This is a genomic window from Mesorhizobium sp. NZP2077, assembly GCF_013170805.1.
Lineage (GTDB): Bacteria > Pseudomonadota > Alphaproteobacteria > Rhizobiales > Rhizobiaceae > Mesorhizobium.
Genome location: NZ_CP051293.1, coordinates 59053 through 77082, shown reverse-complemented (window position 1 = coordinate 77082; position 18030 = coordinate 59053). Strand labels below are relative to the sequence as shown.

Below are 18030 nucleotides of genomic sequence, written 5' to 3'. Positions count from 1 at the left end.
CAGGCCGCGTCCTCCTAAGGGTACGATCGGATGAAACTCTCGGACCTTGGTGACCGCATCTGCATTCTGGGGCCGTCCAACAGCGGCAAGTCGACCCTGGCCGACGCGATTGCCCGCAAGCGTGGCCTGGAGCCCATTCACCTCGATCTGCTTCATCATCTGCCCAACACCGACTGGGAGCCGCGCCCAAAGGCCGAATTCATTGCCTTGCATGACGCCGCGATCGCCGGCGAACGCTGGGTGATGGACGGAAATTACTCGGTCGGCATGCCGCAACGCTTTCAGCGGGCGACGGGATTGATCCTGCTGGATATCTCGACGCCGGCTAGTCTGCTGCGCTATTTCAGGCGAACCCTGTTCGAGAAGGAGAGGCGCGGCGCCTTGGCGGGCGGACGCGACAGCGTCAAATGGGACATGATCCACCATATTGCCGTGACCACGCCGAAAAACCGCCGGAGATACCACGCAATGTTCGAAGAGCTCGACCTGCCAAAGCTGCGGCTGTCTTCGCTGCGGGCGATCAAGGCGTGCTTTCGGGAGTGGAACCTAGCCAGATGAGGACGGTGTCCGGCTAATATCCCGCCTTGCGGTCCACCAGATTGTCGAGCTTTTCACCGCGCTCGAAGGCGTCCATCTGGCGCAGCATGGCCGGCACGAGGTGTATCGGATCGGAGGTCGCCGCGGCATGCGGCGTCACGAACACTTTCGGGTGGTTCCACAGCGGGCTGGTCTTCGGCAGCGGTTCGACCTCGAACACGTCGAGGCTCGCCTCCTTCAGCGTGCCGTCATCCAGCGCTCGCACTATGTCGGCGTCCTTCTGCAGGCGGCCGCGTCCGGCGTTGATCAGCACTGAGCCGCCGAGGCCGTTGCGCTTGCGCAATTCCTTCAGCACGCCGTAATTGATGATGCCTTGCGTGTCCGGCGTCAGCGGCAACAGCACGACAAGGATATCGGTCGCCTTGAGGAAGGGAATCAAACCGGCCTCGCCGGAATAGGTCGCGACCCCTTTCATCGGCCGGTCGTTGCGTGACCAGCCATTGACTGCGAAGCCGAGCGACAGCAGCACCGAGGCCGCGGCGCGGCCGAGATTGCCGAGCCCCATAATGCCCACGGAAATGTCGCCGGCCGGCCTCTGCGGCGGCTCGTGCCAGGTCTTCTTGGGCTGTTGCTGCCGGTAGAGCAGGCCCTGGCGATGGTGATCGAGCACCCGCCAGACGACATATTCGGTCATGTACTGGGTGAGGTTGTCGGCGACGACCCTGACGATCGGCACGTCGGGCAGGCCCGGGTCGGCGAAGATATGGTCGACGCCGGCGCCGATCGAGAAGATGGCGCGCAGATTGGGCAGCGACGACAACAGGTTCGGCTTCTGCTTCCACACCACCGCATAGGTGATCGACGGATCCTTGGCGCCGTCCGGCTCTAGCACCACCTCGCGCTCGGCCGACAACAGGTCGCGCCAGCGCTGCGGATGAAAGCCGGTGACGGCAAGCAGGATACGGCCTTTTTCCATCGCGGTTCGTCCAGTCCCTCTTCACGCTAGAGCGGTTCATCGGTTCACGCCGAACCGCTCCATCTGTTTGTCTTGGCGCAATTCCGGCCGGAAAACCGTTTCACACTTTTCCTGAAATTGCTCTAGTCACTCGCTGACGATGCCGACCGGCGCCGTCTCTATCTTGAAGGCGGCCGAGATCAGTGCCCGAGTATAGTCCGTTTGCGGATTTTCAAAAATCTGCTGGGCAGGGCCGGCTTCGACGATCTGGCCGTTGCGCATGACGATGACGTCGTTGGCAAGCGCCCGGATGACCTTGAGATCGTGGCTGATGAAGAGATAGGCGAGGTCGTACTTGGCCTGCAGGTTGCGCAAGAGGTCGACGACCTGTGCCTGCACGCTCATATCGAGCGCTGATGTCGGCTCGTCCAGCATGACGAAGCGCGGGTTGAGCACCATGGCGCGCGCAATGGCGACGCGCTGGCGCTGGCCGCCGGAAAACTCGTGCGGGTATCGGTTGCGGGTCTCCGGATCGAGGCCGACCTCCTTCAGCACGGCGGCCACCTTGTCGTCGCGCTCATCGGGCGACAGCTTCGGCTCGTGGATCTTCAGCCCTTCCTCGATGATCTCGGCAATCGACATGCGCGGACTGAGCGAGCCGAACGGATCCTGGAAGACGATCTGCAATTCCCGCCTGAGCGGCCGCATGGCGTTGAAGGTGAGCTGGTTGATGTCGCGGCCGTTGAACTGGATGCTTCCGGTCGATGAGATCATCCGCGCCAGCGCCAGGCCGAGCGTCGTCTTGCCGGAGCCGGATTCGCCGACCACACCCAGCGTCTGGCCGGCGCGCACGGTGACATCGATGCCGTCGACCGCCTTCACATGATCGACGGTGGTTCGGAAAAACCCCTTCTTGATCGGGAACCAGACCTTGATGTCCTTGCCGGTCATGACAGGCTTGGCCGCATCGTTGGCGGCCGGCGGCTTGCCCTTTGGTTCGGCCGCCAGCAGATGTTTCGTATAGGCGTGCTGCGGGTTGGCGAAGATGTCCTTGGTCGGCCCGGTCTCGACGATCTTGCCCTTGGTCATCACGCAGACCCGGTCGGCGATCTTGCGCACGATGCCGAGATCATGGGTGATGAACAGCATCGACATGCCCTTGCGGCTTTTCAAGCCCGCCAGCAGTTCGAGGATCTGCGCCTGCACGGTAACGTCGAGCGCCGTCGTCGGCTCGTCGGCGATCAGCAGTTCCGGTTCGTTGGCCAGCGCCATGGCGATCATCACGCGCTGGCGCTGACCGCCGGAGAGCTGGTGCGGGTAAGCGTCGAGACGTTTTTCCGGCTCGCGGATACCCACTTCCTTGAGCAAGGCCAGCGTGCGGGCCTTGGCCGGGCGGTCGGCCATGCCCTGATGCAGCTTCAGGATCTCGACAATCTGGTGCTCGATCGTGTGCAGCGGATTGAGCGAGGTCATCGGCTCCTGGAAGATCATGGTGATCTTGTTGCCGCGCACCTGCCGCAACTGCTTCTCGTTCATGGCCAGCAGGTCGGCGCCCTGGAACAGGATCTTTCCCGAAGGGTGGCTCGCCGTCGGATAAGGCAGCAGCTTCAGCACTGACAAGGCCGAAACCGATTTGCCGGAGCCGGACTCTCCGACCAGCGCTACGGTCTCGCCCTTGGCGAGGTCGAAGGAAATGTAGTCGACCGCCATCGACTGGTTGCCGCCTTGCGTGAAGGCGACGCTGAGATCGCGGACGGAGAGCAGAATTTCGCTCATCTGAATGCCTTGCGCGGATCGAAGGCATCGCGCGCGGCCTCACCGATGAACACCAGCAAGGACAGCATCAGTGAGACGACGATGAAGCCGGAGATACCGAGCCATGGCGCGTTCAGGTTGCTCTGCGCCTGCTTCATGAGTTCGCCTAGCGACGGCGAGCCCGGAGGCAGGCCGAAGCCGAGATAGTCGAGCGAGGTCAGCGTCGAGATCGAACCACTGGTCAGGAACGGCAGGAAGGTGAGCGTCGCCACCATGGCGTTGGGCAACAGATGCCGGAACATGATCGTGCGGTTGGGCACGCCGAGCGCGCGCGCCGCGTTGACATATTCGAAATTGCGGGCGCGCAGGAACTCGGCCCGCACCACGCCGACCAACGCCACCCAGGAGAAGATCAGCATCAGGCCAAGCAGGATGAAGAAGCCGGGCGGCAGGATTGCGGAGACGATGAGCAGCAGATAGAGCACCGGGATCGCTGACCATATCTCGATGACGCGCTGAAACAGAAGATCGGTCCAGCCGCCGAAATAGCCCTGCATGGCGCCCGCGGCGACGCCGATCAGCGACGAGCCGGCAGTCAGGATCAGGCCAAACAGCACCGAGATCCTGAAACCGTAGATAAGCCGCGCCAGCACGTCGCGCGCCTGGTCGTCGGTTCCCAGCCAGTTCCAGTTGCCGACAATGCAGTCGGGATCGGCGGCCTTCTGCGGATACTGGCTGCAGCGCTTGTCCGCATCATATTGCCACGACGGCTTTGCAGGAGCGGCATCGGGGATCGCATTGTTGACGGTGCGATAGGAGTAGCGGATCGGCGGCCAGATCATCCAACCATTGGCGTTGATCTCGTCCCGGATGACCGGGTCGCGATAATCGGTGACGGCATAGAAGCCGCCGAACTTCTCCTCGGGGTAGGCGACCAGCACCGGAAACAGGATCTCGCCCTTGTAGGAGACGAGGATCGGCTTGTCGTTGGCGATCCATTCGGAAAACAGCGACAGACCGAACAAGACAAGGAAGATCCACAGCGACCAGTAGCCGCGCCGGTTGGCCTTGAAATTGTGCCAGCGCCGGCGGTTCAGCGGCGACAGCCAGGGCCGTCTGAGGCGTGTCGGCGTGTTCTCCACAACGGCTTCGGACATCAGATGTCTCTCCGCTCGAAATCGATGCGCGGATCGACCCAGGTGTACATCAGGTCGGACAGCAAGCCGACGAACAGCCCAAGCAGCGAGAAGATGTAGAGATTGGCGAACACGACTGGATAATCGCGCGCTATCACCGACTTGAAACCGAGCAGGCCAAGACCGTCGAGCGAAAAGATGTTCTCGATCAGCAGCGAGCCGGTGAAGAAGGCCGAGATGAAGGCGCCGGGAAAGCCGGCGATGACGATCAGCATAGCGTTGCGGAAGACATGGCCGTAGAGCACCTTGCGCTCCGACAGGCCCTTGGCGCGCGCTGTCACCACGTACTGTTTGCGAATCTCTTCCAGGAAGGAGTTCTTGGTGAGCAGCGTCGTCGTGGCGAAGGCCGACAGCACCAGCGCCGTCAGCGGCAAGGTCATGTGCCAGATATAGTCGGCGATCCTGTTCGGCCAGGACAACTGGTCCCAATTGTCCGAAACGATGCCGCGCAACGGGAACCAGTCCCAGAACGAGCCGCCGGCAAAAAGCACCATCAGCAGGATGCCGAACAGGAAGCCCGGGATGGCATAGCCGATGATGACGACGCCGCTGGTCCACATGTCGAACGCCGAGCCGTCCTTGACCGCCTTGCGGATGCCGAGGGGGATCGAGATCAGATAGGACAGGATGGTGATCCATATGCCGAGCGAGATCGACACCGGCATCTTTTCGAGGATCAGGTCGAGCACCGATATGTCGCGGAAATAGCTGTCGCCGAAATCGAACCTTATATAGTTCCACAGCATCATGCCGAAGCGTTCGAGCGGGGGCTTATCGAAGCCGAACTGCTTTTCCAGCTTCTTGATGAACTCGGGATCAAGACCCTGGGCACCGCGGTATTTCGAACTGATATCGCCGGCCACATCGAAATTGCCACCGGTGCCGGCGTCGCCACCACCGCCGCCGAGGCGATCGGTGCCGCCCTGGTTGGTCAGGCTGGCAATCACCTGCTCGACCGGACCGCCAGGCGCGAACTGAATCACGGCGAAGGATATCGCCATGATGCCGAACAGTGTCGGGATCATCAGCAGGATGCGTCGCAGAATATAGGCGCCCATCAGGCTGCCGGCCCCGCGTTAACGGTCATGTCAGGCTTTGCCAATTTTTGCCGCCTTGCCCTTGTCGACCCACCACAGCGCTTCGACCGGAAAGCCGAAATCGGGTTTCTGCTCGGGAAAGCCGAACATGTCCCAATAGGCGCTTCGGTGATTCGCCAGGAACCAACTTGGAATCCAATCGCGCCGCGCGCGCAAGACCCGGTCGAGAGCGCGCATGGCAATTGTCAGGCTTTCGCGGTCCTTGGCGGCGCCAACGGTGTCGATCAGCGTGTCGATGGCCGGATTCGATATGCCCGGCAGGTTGCGCGAGCCGGATATTGTGGCGGTTCGCGAGTGGAAGAAGGTTTCGAGGTCGTCTCGGGTTGGCGTCGCCGGAAATGAGAACGCAACCGAGACGAGATCGTAGTCGAACGAATTCTGCCGCAACTGATATTGCGCGGCGTCGACCAGCCGGATCGATGCGTCGATGCCGATTGCCTTCATGTTTTCGACCCAAGGCGAATAGACCTGCTCGAAGGTTTCGTCGTCGACGAGAATCTCGGCCGACAGCCGGCCGCCCTTATCGTTGACGACGAAATCGCCGGACCGCTTCCAGCCGGTCTCGGCCAGCAGCTTGGCTGCCTTGCCGAGCAGTTGGCGATCGCGGCCGGAGCCGTTCGAGACCGCCTGGGTCACCGCTTCGCCTAACGCCTCGGGAGGAATCTGGTCACGCAGCGGCTCGAGCAGCGCCAGTTCCTCCGGCGACGGTGTGCCCTCGGCGCGAAAATCGGATTGCTCAAAGCAGGATTGCGAGCGCTCATAGGAGCCGTAAAAGAAATTGCGCCGCGTCCATTCGAAGTCGAAGCAGAGCCCGATCGCTTGCCGCACGCGCGGGTCGCGGAACTGCTCGCGCCGCTGATTGACGGCGGTGGCCTGCATGGAAGGAACCGTTTCGGCTGGGAATTCGTGCTTCACCACCTTGCCGGCATTGAAAGCGGGGAAGTCGTAGCCCGTCGCCCAGACACGCGACACGAATTCCTCCTTGTAGAGGATTTCTCCCTTCTTGAACGCTTCGAAGGCAACGTTGCGGTCCTGGTAGAACTCGACACGAATGCGCTGAAAATTGTTCTGGCCGCGATTGATCGGCAGGTCGTTGCCCCAATAGTCGGCCACACGCTCATATTCGATCCAGGCTCCTGCCGACCAGCGACCGACCTTGTAGGCGCTTGACCCAAGCGGCGGGTTCATCTGCGAGGAATCGAACGGGTTGGTCGTATAGAAAGCCTTCGACAGGATCGGGAACGCAACGACGTTGAGGATGGTGCGGGTTGTCTGCTTGCCGGAGAAGGCAAGCTTCAACGTGTGAGTATCGATGGCGATCGCGTCGTCCAGATGCGTCAGCGGCAGCAAATAGTCCGGATGGCCCTTGTCCTTCAACAGCTTGAAGGTGAAGGCGGCGTCCTCGGCCGTCAGCGGCGTGCCATCATGGAAATGGGCCTGCGGACGCAGCGAGAAGGTAAAACCGTTGCGGTCGTCCGAAATCGTCACACCGTCGGCGATGAGCCCGTAGACGGCGTCAGGCTCGTCGAGCGCTCTCACCATTAGCGAATCGAAGCACATCTCCATGCGCTGCGGCGAATCGCCTTTGGGAACGAACGAATTCAGCGTGTTGAAGGTCAGCGGCGTCTGGTTGGCGCCCCAGTTGCGCGGCAGGAAGTTGAAGGTGCCACCTTGCGGTGCATCGACATTGACATAGTCGAAATGCGTGAAGTCCGGTTTGTACTTAAGGTCGCCAAAGGCCGACAGCCCGTACAGTTTCACGCCGGTCGGGCTGGCGGCGAAAGCCTTGCCCGGCAGCAGCGCCGCGGCGGTTGCCGCAGCGCCGAGCGCCAGGAAGTCGCGACGAGGAAGCATCGGCTGCTGCCCCATCAATCGCCACTCCTGTATTTGGCCGCGAGCGCCTTTTCCTTCTCGGTGTCGATCCACCACGAATCGATATCGGCGCCGCGGTAGCTTGGCTGCTTGTCCGGAATCCCGAACTTGTTCCAGTAGGCGAGCCACACCACCGCACGGTAGTATTGCGGCACGACATAATAGTTCCACAGCAACACCCGGTCGAGCGCATGGGTGACGGCCACGAGATCGTCGCGGTCGGTGGCGAAGATGATGCGGTCGACAAGGGCGTCGACGACCGGATCCTTGATGCCGGAATAGTTGCGCGATCCCGGTGTGTCAGCTGCCTTCGAACTCCAGAAATCGCGTTGCTCGTTGCCGGGCGATTCCGATTGCTGCAGCACGTTGGTGATGACGTCGTAATCGAAATTATTGACGCGGTTGATGTATTGGCTCTGGTCGATGATGCGCAGCGTTGCATCGACGCCGATTTTGCGCAGATTGGCGATGTAGGTGCCGGAAAGGACCTGGTCCGTTTCACTCGAGCCGATGATCTCGAACTTGAACGGCTCGCCGGTCTTGGCGTTGACCATCTTGCCGCCCTTGATCACCCAGCCGGCCTTGGCGAACAGGTCGACCGCCTGCCTCAGGTATTTGCGCTCGGCTTGCGGCGTGTCATAGACCGCCAGCTTGAACTCTTGCGTGAAAAGCTCGGGCGGCAGCTTGTCGCGGTATTTTTCCAGGATTTCCAGTTCCTTGCCTTGCGGCAGGCCGCTCGATGCCAGCTCCGTGCCCTGGAAGTAACTGCTGGTGCGGGTGTTGAAGCCGAAGAACAGCGTCCGGTTCATCGTCTCGAAATCGTACGCATAGGTCAGTGCCTCGCGTACCAGGCGATCCTTGAACAGCGGCCGCCTCTGGTTGAGCATGAAGGCCTGCATCGGCTCCGGCGAGGTCGTCTTGAATTCCTGCTTGATCACGTCGCCAGCCTTGATCGCCGGGAAATCATAAAAGGTCGCCCACTTCTTCGAGCTGTTTTCCGGCTTGATATCGTCGAGCCCGCCCTTCTTGAAGGCTTGCCAGGCGGCATTGTCGTCAAGAATGTAGGTGAAGCGCTGGGTGTCGAAATTCTCGCGCCCGATCTTCACCGCCAGCTTGGCGCCCCAATAATCGGGCACGCGCTGCCAGACGATCTCCGAGCCCGGCTTGAAGCTGGCAATCTTGTAGGCTGCCGAGCCAAGCGGCGGCTCCAGCGTCCCCTTGGTGATGTCGCGTTTCTTGCCGTTGGCGTCGGTGCCTTCCCACCAATGCTTGGGCAGAACGACGAGGTCGCCAAGGATCTTGGGCAGTTCGCGATTGCCCTTTTGGCTGAAATGGAATTCGACCTCGCGGTCGGAAATCGCCACCGCCTCGGTGACGTTCTCGAAATAGCGGCTGTACATCGGGCTGTTCGCCTTCAGCGCCTGGAACGACCAGATCACGTCGTCGACGGTGATCGGCTGCCCGTCATGCCACTTCGCGCGCGGGTCCAGCCGGTAGGTTGCCGAGGAATAGTCGGCCGGATATTTGTAGGCGTCGGCGATCAGCGGATGGCTGACGCTGCCTTCGTCGGTCGCCTGGTCCATAAGCGTGTCGTAGAGCAGGCCGCCGCCGAACGGCAGGAAGCCGGCGGCCGGCGCTCCTTGCACGATGTAGGGATTGAAGCTGTCGAATGTCCCCTGGACGACGGAGTTGTAATTGCCGCCCTTCGGTGCGTTCGGGTTGACGTAGTCGTAGTGCTGGAAAGTGTCGCCGTATTTGGAGTCGCCGATCAGCGATGAGGTGGTGCGCCACTCGTCAGCCCGGGTCGTCTGCAACCCCGCTACCAGCAGGGCCGCCGACAGCAGCGACTTGAGAAGCGTTCGGCCAACCGTCATGCACTATCCTCTTCGCGATGCGTGCCAGATCATCCAGAAGGGCAATCTAGATGATTTGGCGCGCATGAAAACCGCCATGCGCCGGCTTTGTCGCCGCATATGCGTTTTTCCTAACAGAAAAGCCGGGCAGAACCCGGCTTTTTCAAGGTCATCGAGACGCTATTGGTTATTTGGCCGGTGCGGCCGGAGCTGGTGCGGCAGGAGCCGCAGGCTTAGCGGGCGCTGCACCGTCTGCCGGCTTTGCCGGGGCGGCTGCATCGGCCGGCTTGGAGGGCGCGCTGGCGTCAGCGGCGGCGCCAGGCGTAGGCAGCGGCTTGGGATTGTCCGACAGCGTGCGCAGATAGGCGATCACGTTGGCGCGGTCTTCGTCCTTGGGCAGGCCGGCGAAGCCCATCGCCGTGCCCTTTACGAATTTCTTCGGCGAGGTGATGAAGTGGTTGATGTTGTCGTAAGTCCACTTCTCGGTGCCGCCCTTGGAAAATTCCTTCATGCCTGCCGAATAGGCGAAGCCTTCATGCTCGCCGACGGGGCGGTCGACGAGATCCCACAAATCGGGGCCGACCTTGTTGGGGCCGCCCTTTTCGCCGGAATGGCAGGCCTGGCACTTCTTGAAGACGGCGGCGCCCGCCTCGACATTGGCGGTCTGCAGCAGAACGGCGATCGGCTTGGCTTCGGCGGCGGGCGCGGCCGGTCCGCCTTCGGCGGGCTCCGTGACTTCGATGGCGAAGCCGGGCTTTTCCGGGGCCGGAGAGGCAAACAGCGCGTCCGATACCAGGCCGACCGAGAAAACGACGAAAACGGTTCCGAGCAATCCGGCGAGCAGTTTGTTGACTTCGTTGGAATCCATACGCCCCTTGCTCCCTTTTCCGGCGGACCGAACCGTCCACTCCGTCCGTCGGTATCGAGACCTGCCCTCCAGAGCCGGTCAAATCGGGCGGAAACTAGGTCTTTTGCTGCGGCGTTGCAACACCTATAAGGGCGCTGCCAGTGAGACCTTTTGCCACTTTTCCTTGTCCTCTTTTCGAACGTCTTGCCATAGCGATGTCCACTCTGATCCTGATCCCGGCCCGCATGGCCTCCACCCGCCTGCCGGGCAAGCCGCTGGCCGACATATCAGGCGCGCCGATGATCGTTCATGTCGCGCGCCGCGCGGCGGAAGCCGGCCTCGGCCGCGTGGTGGTGGCGACCGACACGCAAAGCGTCGCCGAAGCGGTGCGCGCGCATGGGTTCGAGGCGGTGATGACGCGCATCGACCACGAGTCGGGTTCCGATCGCATCCACGAGGCGCTGCTCGCGCTCGATCCCGGCGGCAAGGTCGAAACGATCGTCAATGTCCAGGGCGACCTGCCGACCATCGATCCCGGCATCATTGCCGCCTCGCTCAGGCCGTTCGAGGACGCAGCCGTGGATATCGCCACGCTCGGCGTCGAGATCGTCCGCGAGGAGGAAAGGACCAATTCCAACGTCGTCAAGATCGTTGGTTCGCCGCTATCGGCGACGCGGCTGCGAGCCCTCTATTTCACCCGCGCCACAGCACCTTGGGGCGAGGGGCCGCTCTATCACCATGTCGGCCTCTATGCCTATCGCCGCTCGGCACTCGAGCGCTTCGTCGCGTTGAAGCCGTCGCCGCTCGAACGCCGCGAGCGGCTGGAGCAGTTGCGGGCGCTGGAAGCCGGTATGCGCATCGACGCCGAGATCGTCCAGTCGCTGCCTCTCGGCGTCGACACGCCGGAAGACCTTGAGCGCGCCCGAACCATCCTTTCAAACTGAGAAACCCCTTCGACCCCTTGAATCGAGACCCGGCCATGCCTGAAAAGACCAACAGAATATCCTTCCAGGGCGAGCCGGGCGCCAATTCCGACACCGCCAGCCGCAACATGTTCCCGTCGATGGAGCCGTTGCCGTGCCCGACCTTCGAGGATGCCTTCAACGCGGTCGAGACCAACAAGGCCGACCTCGCCATGATCCCGATCGAGAACACCATCGCCGGGCGCGTCGCCGACATCCATCATCTGCTGCCGGAATCGAAGCTCCACATTGTCGGCGAGTATTTCCTGCCGATCCACTTCCAGCTGATGGTCCTGCCGGGCGTCAAACGCGAGGAGATCAAGACCGTCCACAGTCACATCCATGCGCTGGGGCAGTGCCGCAAATACATCCGCAAGAATGGCTGGAAGCCGGTGATTGCCGGCGACACAGCGGGCTCTGCGAAGCTGGTGTCGGGGCTCAAGGACCGCACCATGGCCTCGCTCGCCCCGGCGCTCGCCGCCGAGCTCTACGGGCTCGACATCATCGAGAGGAATGTCGAGGACACCGATAGCAACGTCACCCGCTTCGTCGTCCTGACCAAGGACAAGCGATTGGCCGAACGGCCCTCGGCTGACATCAAGATGATGACGACCTTCATGTTCCGCGTCCGCAACGTGCCGGCCGCGCTCTACAAGGCCATGGGCGGCTTCGCCACCAACGGCATCAACATGACCAAGCTGGAGAGCTACCAGCTCGGCGCCTTCACGGCGACGTTGTTCTATGCCGACATCGAGGGTCATCCTGATGACCCGCTGGTCAAGCTGGCGCTGGAGGAACTGCGCTTCTTCTCCCGCGAGGTGCGGATTCTCGGCGTCTATCCGGCCAGCGAGTCGCGCGAGCAGTGGAAGGTCGCGGATTAGTTCCTATTGAGCATGAGCTCTTCCGAAAACCGGTTTCCACATTTCGGGATCATGCTCTAAACCACCGAGCCCAGCGGCACGTAATCGATCTCGAGAAATTTCTCGACCTCCGGCACCCAGCGGTCACGCACGAAGGCGACATGGTCCGGATGGTCGTTGTATCTGGTGTAGGCGGCCTGGTCGGCGAACTCCATCGAGAAGCCGAACTGATAGTCGTTCTTGGGGCTGATCTGCCGCAATTGCTCGAAATGCGTGACGCCCTTGATCGCGGTGAGGATCTTCTTGGCGTCGACGAGGAACCGCTTTTCGTCGAGCGAGTGCGGCGGGTGCTTCAGCGTGAAGACGACGGTGTGACGGATCATTTGTCTCTCCTGCAATGACTTTCAGTATCTATTCGCTGTCGACCCAGGCGCGGATGAGGTGGTGTGCGATCGCCCCTTTCGGCGGCGTGACGAGATCGTCGGGATGCTCCCGCGCCAGCATCAGCCGCACCTCGTCGCGGCCAAACCAACGGCAGTCTTCCAGTTCGTTGAGGTCGGCCTGGATGTCTTCATTGAGCGGTTCGCCGAAGCAGCCGATCATCAGCGAGTAGGGGAACGGCCAGGGCTGGCTGGCATGGTAGACGACGCGGCCAAGCCTGATTCCGGCTTCTTCCAGCGTTTCGCGGCGTACCGCCGCCTCGATTGTCTCACCCGGCTCGATGAAGCCGGCAAGTGCGGAATACATGCCCGGCGCGAAATGCCGACCGCGCCCGAGAACGCATTTTTCCCGGGTCGCCGTCAGCATGATCGCCACCGGGTCGGTGCGCGGAAAATGCTCGGTGCCGCAATTCGGGCAGTGCCGCTTGTAGCCGCCGGCCCGCATCTGCGATTCGGTGCCGCATTTGCTGCAGAAAGGATGGCTGGCATGCCAGGCAAGCAGGGCGGCCCCTTGCGCCATCGCGCCGGCCGCCACTTCGTCGATCAGCCCTTGCATGTAAACCGACCGGTAGTCGATCGCCTTGACGCTCTCGGGCAGCTGTTCGGCGTCGATACCGACTGGCATCGCCAGCACAGGCCCCTGTTCGGAAAAGCCAAGCAGGATACCCCCGGCGAAGGAAGGGTTGAAGGGCTCGCTCTCGCTGGCGCCGAACCAGGGGTCGAGGCCGCCGCCCCCGTGGAGCTTCAGGTGCAACCGGCCGCCATTCATCAACAGCAGCCGCGTCGTCGGATCGGCCAGCGCCTTCTCGACCGAATCGTCGGCGCGGTTCTCGGATTGCCGGTCGATCGTGTTGCCGGCAAAGCCGACAAACTGGCTCGGCTCGCGCAGGGGCGCGTCAAACAGGCGGAAGCTCATGCGGACTCTGATGCTCTGGGATGGACATGTCTGGGGATGAACATGTTTTTAGGATGGATACCGGCGAAGGCTTATAGCGCTGCCCTTATCGTTTCGGCAAACCGGCGCAGGTCGGAACGCTGATAGGGTTCGCGCAGGCCGTGTCCCCACACCGGGCCGGGCCAGCCGGGATCGCCTTCGGACCGGGCGATGATATGGATATGCAATTGGCGCACGATGTTGCCGAGCGCGCCGGTGTTGATCTTGGTGCAGCCGCTGACTTTCTTCAGCGCCTGCGCCACCATATTGGTCTCGAAGGTCAGCATCGCCTGGTCGAGCGGCGTCATGTCGTGGATTTCTTCCGCGCCCGGCCGCTGCGGCACCAAAAGCAGCCATGGCCAGCGACGATCGTTCATCACCCGCAATTCGCACAGCCCAAGCCACATCAGCTGCTCGCTGTCCGCCTCCAGCCGGGCATCCAGCGTGAATCCGGCCTTCAGGCCCGGCAGCATCGGCGTTTCCCTTGCTTTTCTTGGTTTCCTCAAACTCATGAACGCTAGAGCGCTGGCACGGGGGCTGCAAGCGAATCATTGTTCCACTCACGGTTTGGTGCAGCAAATTGCCTGCGCACTTGCATTTCGTCGCGCAATTGCCGATATGGATAGCGGGAGGTTGGTGGTGGACGATCCACTCGCCAACCGGGTCAGGTCCGGAAGGAAGCAGCCCTAACGAGCCCGGAACGGGTCATTGTTCCAGCCTCCCACCTCATCGGCCCTCCTCGCGACATTGACGACGCATTGCAGCGCGGGCGAGACTATGCGCAGGAATCGGCGCCTTTGGGCGCGGCCTTTTGGAGCTTAACGGGCGAATGAGCGAAGCCGGAAATTCGGGGCCGAAAAGCCTGGAGAATGGAAAGGCTGCCGCCTATCGCGTGCTGGCGCGCAAATACCGCCCGTCGAATTTTTCCGAGCTCGTCGGCCAGGAGCCGATGGTGCGCACCCTCACCAATGCCTTTGCCACCGGCCGCATTGCCCAAGCCTGGATGCTGACCGGCGTGCGCGGTGTCGGCAAGACCACCACGGCGCGCATCCTGGCGCGGGCGTTGAACTACAAGACACCAACCGTGGACCAGCCTTCGGTCGACCTCGCCGTGCTCGGCGAGCATTGCCAGGCGATCATGGAAGGCCGCCATGTCGACGTTATCGAGATGGACGCCGCCTCGCACACCGGCATCGACGACATCAGGGACATCATCGAGCGCGTGCGCTACGCGCCGGTCTCGGCCCGCTACAAGGTCTACATCATCGACGAAGTGCACATGCTGTCGACACAGGCCTTCAACGGCCTGCTGAAAACGCTGGAGGAACCACCTCCGCACGTCAAATTCATCTTCGCCACCACTGAAATCCGCAAGGTTCCGATCACCGTCCTGTCGCGCTGCCAGCGTTTTGACCTCAGACGCATCGATGCCGGCGCGCTGGTCGCGCATCTCTCCTCGATCGCCGGCAAGGAGGGCATTTCGGTCGACGACGACGCGCTGGCGATGATTGCGCGCGCGGCGGAAGGCTCCGCTCGCGATTCGCTCTCCATCCTCGACCAGGCGATCGCGCACGGCGCCGGCTCCGTCAGCGCCGAGGCGGTTAGGGCCATGCTGGGCCTGGCCGACCGTGCCCGCATCGTCGATCTGTTCGAACATGTGATGAAGGGCGATGTGGCGGCAGCGCTCGCCGAATTCCGCACGCAATACGACACCGGCGCCGATCCGGCCGCCGTACTCACCGATCTTGCCGAGTTCAACCATCTCGTCACCCGGCTGCGTTTCGTGCCGACCGCCATGGACGACGCTTCGCTGTCGCAGGACGAGCGCGAGCGCGGCGCCGATTTCGCCAGGGCGCTGTCGGTCAGGGTGCTGTCGCGGACCTGGCAGATGCTGCTCAAAGGCATCCCTGAAGTGCAGTCCTCCAACCGGCCCGTCAGTGCCGCCGAAATGGTGCTGATCCGGCTGGCGCATGCCGCCGACCTGCCGACGCTGGATGAAGCGTTGCGGTCGCTTGAGGGCACCGGACCGGCACAAAATGGCGCATCGCGCCCGAATGGCGCGCCTGCGGGTTCCGGCAACGGCAATGGCGGTGGGGCCAGCGCGGTGGCGCAGACGCGTATGCCATCCGGGTCCGGCGGCGCGCAGACCATGCGGCTGGTCGAGGCCACGCCGGCGCCGGTCGCCTTCGTCGCGCCGCCCGCGCCGGTGTCCGAGCCGCAGCAGGTGCCGGTCAGGTCGCTGGCCGATATCGTTGCGCTTGCCGACGCGCACCGCGACATCGCCTTCAAGGTGCTGGTCAAGCGCTGCATCCGTCCCGTACGCTTCGAGCCCGGCCGCATCGATGTCAGCCTGACCGACGATGCGCCGAAGCTGCTGCTCAACGATCTGACGACGAAACTGCGCGCCTGGACCGGCCGCAACTGGCTGGTGTCGCTGTCGAAAGAAGAGGGCGGCCAGACGCTGGCCGAAATGGAATCGACCAAGCGCGAAAACGCCTTCCTCGATGCCAAGAGCGATCCGACGGTTGCCGCCATCCTGGCGCGCTTTCCCGGGGCCAAGATCATCGACGTGCGCATCCCCGACGCGCCGGAGGCGGACACGGCCGAGGCAGAAGTGCCGGTCGAGCCGCCGGCGGATGACGACGAGACCTAACAAACCAAGAACCCTGACAAACCAAGAACCAAGGATCGGACCATGAAAGATCTTCTCGGCCTGATGGGCAAGGCGAAGGAAATGCAGGCCAAGTTCCAGGCCATGCAGGACGAGATCGCCACGTTGGAAGCGTCCGGCCAGGCCGGCGGCGGTCTGGTCAATGTGACGCTGACTGGAAAATTCGAGATGAAGTCCCTGAAGATCGACCCGTCTTTGTTCAAGGAGGACGATGTCGAGATCCTCGAGGATCTGATTCTCGCCGCCCACAATGACGCCAAGGCCAAGGTCGAGCAGATCATGCAGGAAAAGACCAAGGCACTGACATCAGGCCTGCCCATCCCGCCGGGAATGAAACTGCCCTTCTAACCTTCAGCGGCGATGCGCCCATGACCGAAGAGCCGTCGGAAAGACTGATCGAGCAGCGTATCCGCAACCGGATCTACGAGATTTTGGAAATCCTCGCCGATAGCGATGCCGGCGTCGATATTGTCGGCATCAAGGGCTATTTCTACCTGTTCGAGGATTTCGTGCACCGCCCGTCGATTGAGGCCGGCACGTCGGCGCTTTCGAAGGAGGAGCGCGCGGTCGTGCTGGAAATCGCCGAATTCCTCGAGGCGGCCTCCGAAGCAAATCCCGATTTCACCAAGGCCGAGTTCATTGACAGCGACTGGCCGGGAAAGATCGCGCCGGCTGCCAGGGACGCGCGGGCTTTGTTCCTCAGGCGCGGCCTCTTTTCGGAGAAGGTCGAGGAGTTTGAGCCTGGTCAGCCGGCCGCGATTGCGGCCGGGCGGTAGCGATTGCCTGCAAAACGGGACGCGGTTTTGCCAGCCGCAATTGCGGCGAAACCAAGAGAGAACGGTCATTGCCTTTGTGAAATGACGGCTCGATCTATCTGGAAAGCTTCGAAATTGTGCCTTTTAGGCAACAGCGCATGGTTAATAACGTTTTGGCCATCATTTTGCCTGAAAGTGTCTCATTCTTGCCGCAGCCTGGGGGCGGGCATCGAAGTGAGAGGGTAACCTGTTGATAGTTACGCGATGGAAGGCGCCGCTGTTGCTCGGCGTCATCACGTCTCCCCTGTTTCTGGCCGCCTGCAGCCAGACCACTTCGCATGGCATGTCCGTTGCAAGCCTGACCGATGCCATCACGCCGAGTTTCCTGAGCCGGCCCTTCAGCCACACGCCAAAGGACAGGGAGTGCCTGGAAAGGGCGATGTTCTTCGAATCCAACCGCTCGAGCCGCGATGGCATGATCGCCGTCGGCACGGTGGTGATGAACCGCTTGCGCTCCGGCAACCACGGCAGCACCATCTGTGACGTGGTGGGTGAACCCGGGCAGTTCGCGCCGGGCGTCATGACCAGGCCGATGAATTCGCGCGCAATGCCCGATGTCGAGGAAGCGGCCGACGCCGTGCTCAAGGGCGAGCGCAAGGCCAAGCTGAAGAACACCATGTATTTCCACACCGCTGGCCTGCATTTCCCGTACAAGAACATGCACTACACCATGGTCGCCGGCGGCAATGCCTTCTACGAGAAGCGCGGCCGCAACTGGCAGCCGCTGCCCGACGAGCCAATGGTTGCCTCGGCGGCGCCCGAAATGGTCAAGCCGGCCGCGTCGGTGACCATGGTTGCCTCGGCGGAGCCGGTGCGTCCGGCCAAAACCTCCCGCGCCGCTCCGGCACAACAGGTCTTTATGACCGCCTCTGTGGAACCGGCCCGTCAGCCCAAGACGAAGATCGCTCCCGCCCAGCAGACCTATGTGTCCGCGGCCGCGGCGCCCACGGCAAAGTCGGCGCGCGTGACCGTGAAGCAGACGATGGTCGCCATGCAGGAGCCGATGGAAGAACCGGATGCCGCCCGCTTTGGCGGCACAGTGAACACCCGCATCATCAGTTCGGTTCAGGGCGAGCCGCAAGAGGCATCGATGGGCTTCCAGTCGACGCCTGAGAACACCGACGCCATTGGCGCGATGATCGTCAGCCAGGGGCGGCCGCTCGAAGCCAACTGATCCGTTCCCATGATCCGCTATGGCAGCATGGTGGATCGTGCTGGATGGCAACTGTTCCAAAG

General features: G+C 62.3%; 17 protein-coding genes and 1 other RNA gene. 8 read left to right on the top strand and 10 right to left on the bottom strand.

The features are described 5' to 3' along the window. Nucleotides 1-30: 30 nt before the first annotated feature. Nucleotides 31-558, top strand: a complete 528-nt coding sequence (locus HGP13_RS00370; RefSeq protein ID WP_172219972.1) for an AAA family ATPase — start codon at nt 31-33, stop codon at nt 556-558. A gap of 13 nt (nt 559-571) precedes the next feature. Here HGP13_RS00370 and HGP13_RS00365 read toward each other — a convergent pair whose 3' ends face one another. The 7 genes from HGP13_RS00365 to HGP13_RS00335 all read right to left on the bottom strand — a co-directional run bounded on the left by HGP13_RS00365 (nt 572) and on the right by HGP13_RS00335 (nt 10133). Next, nucleotides 572-1513: a glyoxylate/hydroxypyruvate reductase A gene (locus HGP13_RS00365; RefSeq protein WP_172219969.1), complete on the bottom strand. Its 942-nt coding sequence runs from the start codon at nt 1511-1513 to the stop codon at nt 572-574. A gap of 126 nt (nt 1514-1639) precedes the next feature. After that, a complete protein-coding gene (locus tag HGP13_RS00360; protein WP_172219966.1) occupies nt 1640-3268 on the bottom strand; it encodes an ABC transporter ATP-binding protein in 1629 nt (542 codons plus the stop codon). Next, nucleotides 3265-4404 carry an ABC transporter permease gene (locus HGP13_RS00355; RefSeq protein WP_172219963.1) on the bottom strand — a complete coding sequence of 380 codons (1140 nt, stop codon included), beginning with the start codon at nt 4402-4404 and terminating at the stop codon, nt 3265-3267. The genes HGP13_RS00360 and HGP13_RS00355 overlap by 4 nt, the downstream gene beginning before the upstream one ends. Further along, on the bottom strand, nt 4404-5501 hold the full coding sequence (locus HGP13_RS00350) for a microcin C ABC transporter permease YejB (RefSeq protein WP_172219960.1): 1098 nt from the start codon (nt 5499-5501) through the stop codon (nt 4404-4406). Before HGP13_RS00350 ends, HGP13_RS00355 begins: the two co-directional genes overlap by 1 nt. A gap of 30 nt (nt 5502-5531) precedes the next feature. Then, the gene (locus HGP13_RS00345; protein ID WP_246707418.1) at nt 5532-7409 is read right to left on the bottom strand and encodes an extracellular solute-binding protein; all 1878 of its coding nucleotides are present in this window, start codon (nt 7407-7409) and stop codon (nt 5532-5534) included. Then, nucleotides 7409-9286 carry an extracellular solute-binding protein gene (locus tag HGP13_RS00340; RefSeq protein ID WP_172219957.1) on the bottom strand — a complete coding sequence of 626 codons (1878 nt, stop codon included), beginning with the start codon at nt 9284-9286 and terminating at the stop codon, nt 7409-7411. Before HGP13_RS00340 ends, HGP13_RS00345 begins: the two co-directional genes overlap by 1 nt. Nucleotides 9287-9452: 166 nt before the next feature. Then, nucleotides 9453-10133: a cytochrome c family protein gene (locus tag HGP13_RS00335; protein WP_172219954.1), complete on the bottom strand. Its 681-nt coding sequence runs from the start codon at nt 10131-10133 to the stop codon at nt 9453-9455. A gap of 194 nt (nt 10134-10327) precedes the next feature. Between HGP13_RS00335 and HGP13_RS00330 the strand changes: the two genes are divergently transcribed. Both HGP13_RS00330 and HGP13_RS00325 read left to right on the top strand, forming a co-directional pair. Then, the gene (locus HGP13_RS00330; RefSeq protein ID WP_172219951.1) at nt 10328-11056 is read left to right on the top strand and encodes a 3-deoxy-manno-octulosonate cytidylyltransferase; all 729 of its coding nucleotides are present in this window, start codon (nt 10328-10330) and stop codon (nt 11054-11056) included. A gap of 35 nt (nt 11057-11091) precedes the next feature. Then, nucleotides 11092-11955 carry a prephenate dehydratase gene (locus HGP13_RS00325; RefSeq protein ID WP_172219948.1) on the top strand — a complete coding sequence of 288 codons (864 nt, stop codon included), beginning with the start codon at nt 11092-11094 and terminating at the stop codon, nt 11953-11955. A 56-nt stretch (nt 11956-12011) separates the two neighbouring features. On the opposite strand, the gene HGP13_RS00320 is transcribed toward HGP13_RS00325, so the two are convergent. The 3 genes from HGP13_RS00320 to HGP13_RS00310 all read right to left on the bottom strand — a co-directional run bounded on the left by HGP13_RS00320 (nt 12012) and on the right by HGP13_RS00310 (nt 13781). Further along, complete coding sequence (locus tag HGP13_RS00320) at nt 12012-12317, bottom strand: Dabb family protein (protein ID WP_172219945.1); 306 nt, start codon at nt 12315-12317, stop codon at nt 12012-12014. A 28-nt stretch (nt 12318-12345) separates the two neighbouring features. After that, nucleotides 12346-13290, bottom strand: a complete 945-nt coding sequence (gene nudC, locus HGP13_RS00315) for an NAD(+) diphosphatase (protein ID WP_172219942.1) — start codon at nt 13288-13290, stop codon at nt 12346-12348. A gap of 71 nt (nt 13291-13361) precedes the next feature. Further along, nucleotides 13362-13781, bottom strand: coding sequence for an HIT family protein (locus HGP13_RS00310; protein ID WP_027052531.1), 420 nt, complete (start codon nt 13779-13781; stop codon nt 13362-13364). 155 nt (nt 13782-13936) lie between these two features. On the opposite strand from HGP13_RS00310, the gene ffs reads away from it, so the two are divergent. The 5 genes from ffs (at nt 13937) to HGP13_RS00285 (ending at nt 17968) form a co-directional block, all read left to right on the top strand. Beyond that, nucleotides 13937-14033, top strand: an RNA gene (gene ffs / locus HGP13_RS00305) — signal recognition particle sRNA small type. A 104-nt stretch (nt 14034-14137) separates the two neighbouring features. Next, complete coding sequence (locus HGP13_RS00300; RefSeq protein WP_172219939.1) at nt 14138-15961, top strand: DNA polymerase III subunit gamma/tau; 1824 nt, start codon at nt 14138-14140, stop codon at nt 15959-15961. Nucleotides 15962-16003: 42 nt separating this feature from the next. Continuing rightward, nucleotides 16004-16327 carry a YbaB/EbfC family nucleoid-associated protein gene (locus HGP13_RS00295; RefSeq protein WP_172219936.1) on the top strand — a complete coding sequence of 108 codons (324 nt, stop codon included), beginning with the start codon at nt 16004-16006 and terminating at the stop codon, nt 16325-16327. A gap of 20 nt (nt 16328-16347) precedes the next feature. Beyond that, nucleotides 16348-16755 carry a hypothetical protein gene (locus HGP13_RS00290; RefSeq protein WP_172219933.1) on the top strand — a complete coding sequence of 136 codons (408 nt, stop codon included), beginning with the start codon at nt 16348-16350 and terminating at the stop codon, nt 16753-16755. Nucleotides 16756-16984: 229 nt separating this feature from the next. Continuing rightward, entirely contained in the window at nt 16985-17968 is a 984-nt protein-coding gene (locus HGP13_RS00285; RefSeq protein WP_172219930.1) for a cell wall hydrolase, read from the top strand. Nucleotides 17969-18030 lie beyond the last annotated feature (62 nt).

Bases quoted from the DNA above. Each gene is read 5' to 3' on its own strand.
- HGP13_RS00370 (WP_172219972.1), top strand. From the start codon at position 31: ATGAAACTCTCGGACCTTGGTGACCGCATCTGCATTCTGGGGCCGTCC.
- HGP13_RS00365 (WP_172219969.1), bottom strand. From the start codon at position 1,513: ATGGAAAAAGGCCGTATCCTGCTTGCCGTCACCGGCTTTCATCCGCAG.
- HGP13_RS00360 (WP_172219966.1), bottom strand. From the start codon at position 3,268: ATGAGCGAAATTCTGCTCTCCGTCCGCGATCTCAGCGTCGCCTTCACG.
- HGP13_RS00355 (WP_172219963.1), bottom strand. From the start codon at position 4,404: ATGTCCGAAGCCGTTGTGGAGAACACGCCGACACGCCTCAGACGGCCC.
- HGP13_RS00350 (WP_172219960.1), bottom strand. From the start codon at position 5,501: ATGGGCGCCTATATTCTGCGACGCATCCTGCTGATGATCCCGACACTG.
- HGP13_RS00345 (WP_246707418.1), bottom strand. From the start codon at position 7,409: ATGGGGCAGCAGCCGATGCTTCCTCGTCGCGACTTCCTGGCGCTCGGC.
- HGP13_RS00340 (WP_172219957.1), bottom strand. From the start codon at position 9,286: ATGACGGTTGGCCGAACGCTTCTCAAGTCGCTGCTGTCGGCGGCCCTG.
- HGP13_RS00335 (WP_172219954.1), bottom strand. From the start codon at position 10,133: ATGGATTCCAACGAAGTCAACAAACTGCTCGCCGGATTGCTCGGAACC.
- HGP13_RS00330 (WP_172219951.1), top strand. From the start codon at position 10,328: ATGTCCACTCTGATCCTGATCCCGGCCCGCATGGCCTCCACCCGCCTG.
- HGP13_RS00325 (WP_172219948.1), top strand. From the start codon at position 11,092: ATGCCTGAAAAGACCAACAGAATATCCTTCCAGGGCGAGCCGGGCGCC.
- HGP13_RS00320 (WP_172219945.1), bottom strand. From the start codon at position 12,317: ATGATCCGTCACACCGTCGTCTTCACGCTGAAGCACCCGCCGCACTCG.
- nudC (WP_172219942.1), bottom strand. From the start codon at position 13,290: ATGAGCTTCCGCCTGTTTGACGCGCCCCTGCGCGAGCCGAGCCAGTTT.
- HGP13_RS00310 (WP_027052531.1), bottom strand. From the start codon at position 13,781: ATGCTGCCGGGCCTGAAGGCCGGATTCACGCTGGATGCCCGGCTGGAG.
- HGP13_RS00300 (WP_172219939.1), top strand. From the start codon at position 14,138: ATGAGCGAAGCCGGAAATTCGGGGCCGAAAAGCCTGGAGAATGGAAAG.
- HGP13_RS00295 (WP_172219936.1), top strand. From the start codon at position 16,004: ATGAAAGATCTTCTCGGCCTGATGGGCAAGGCGAAGGAAATGCAGGCC.
- HGP13_RS00290 (WP_172219933.1), top strand. From the start codon at position 16,348: ATGACCGAAGAGCCGTCGGAAAGACTGATCGAGCAGCGTATCCGCAAC.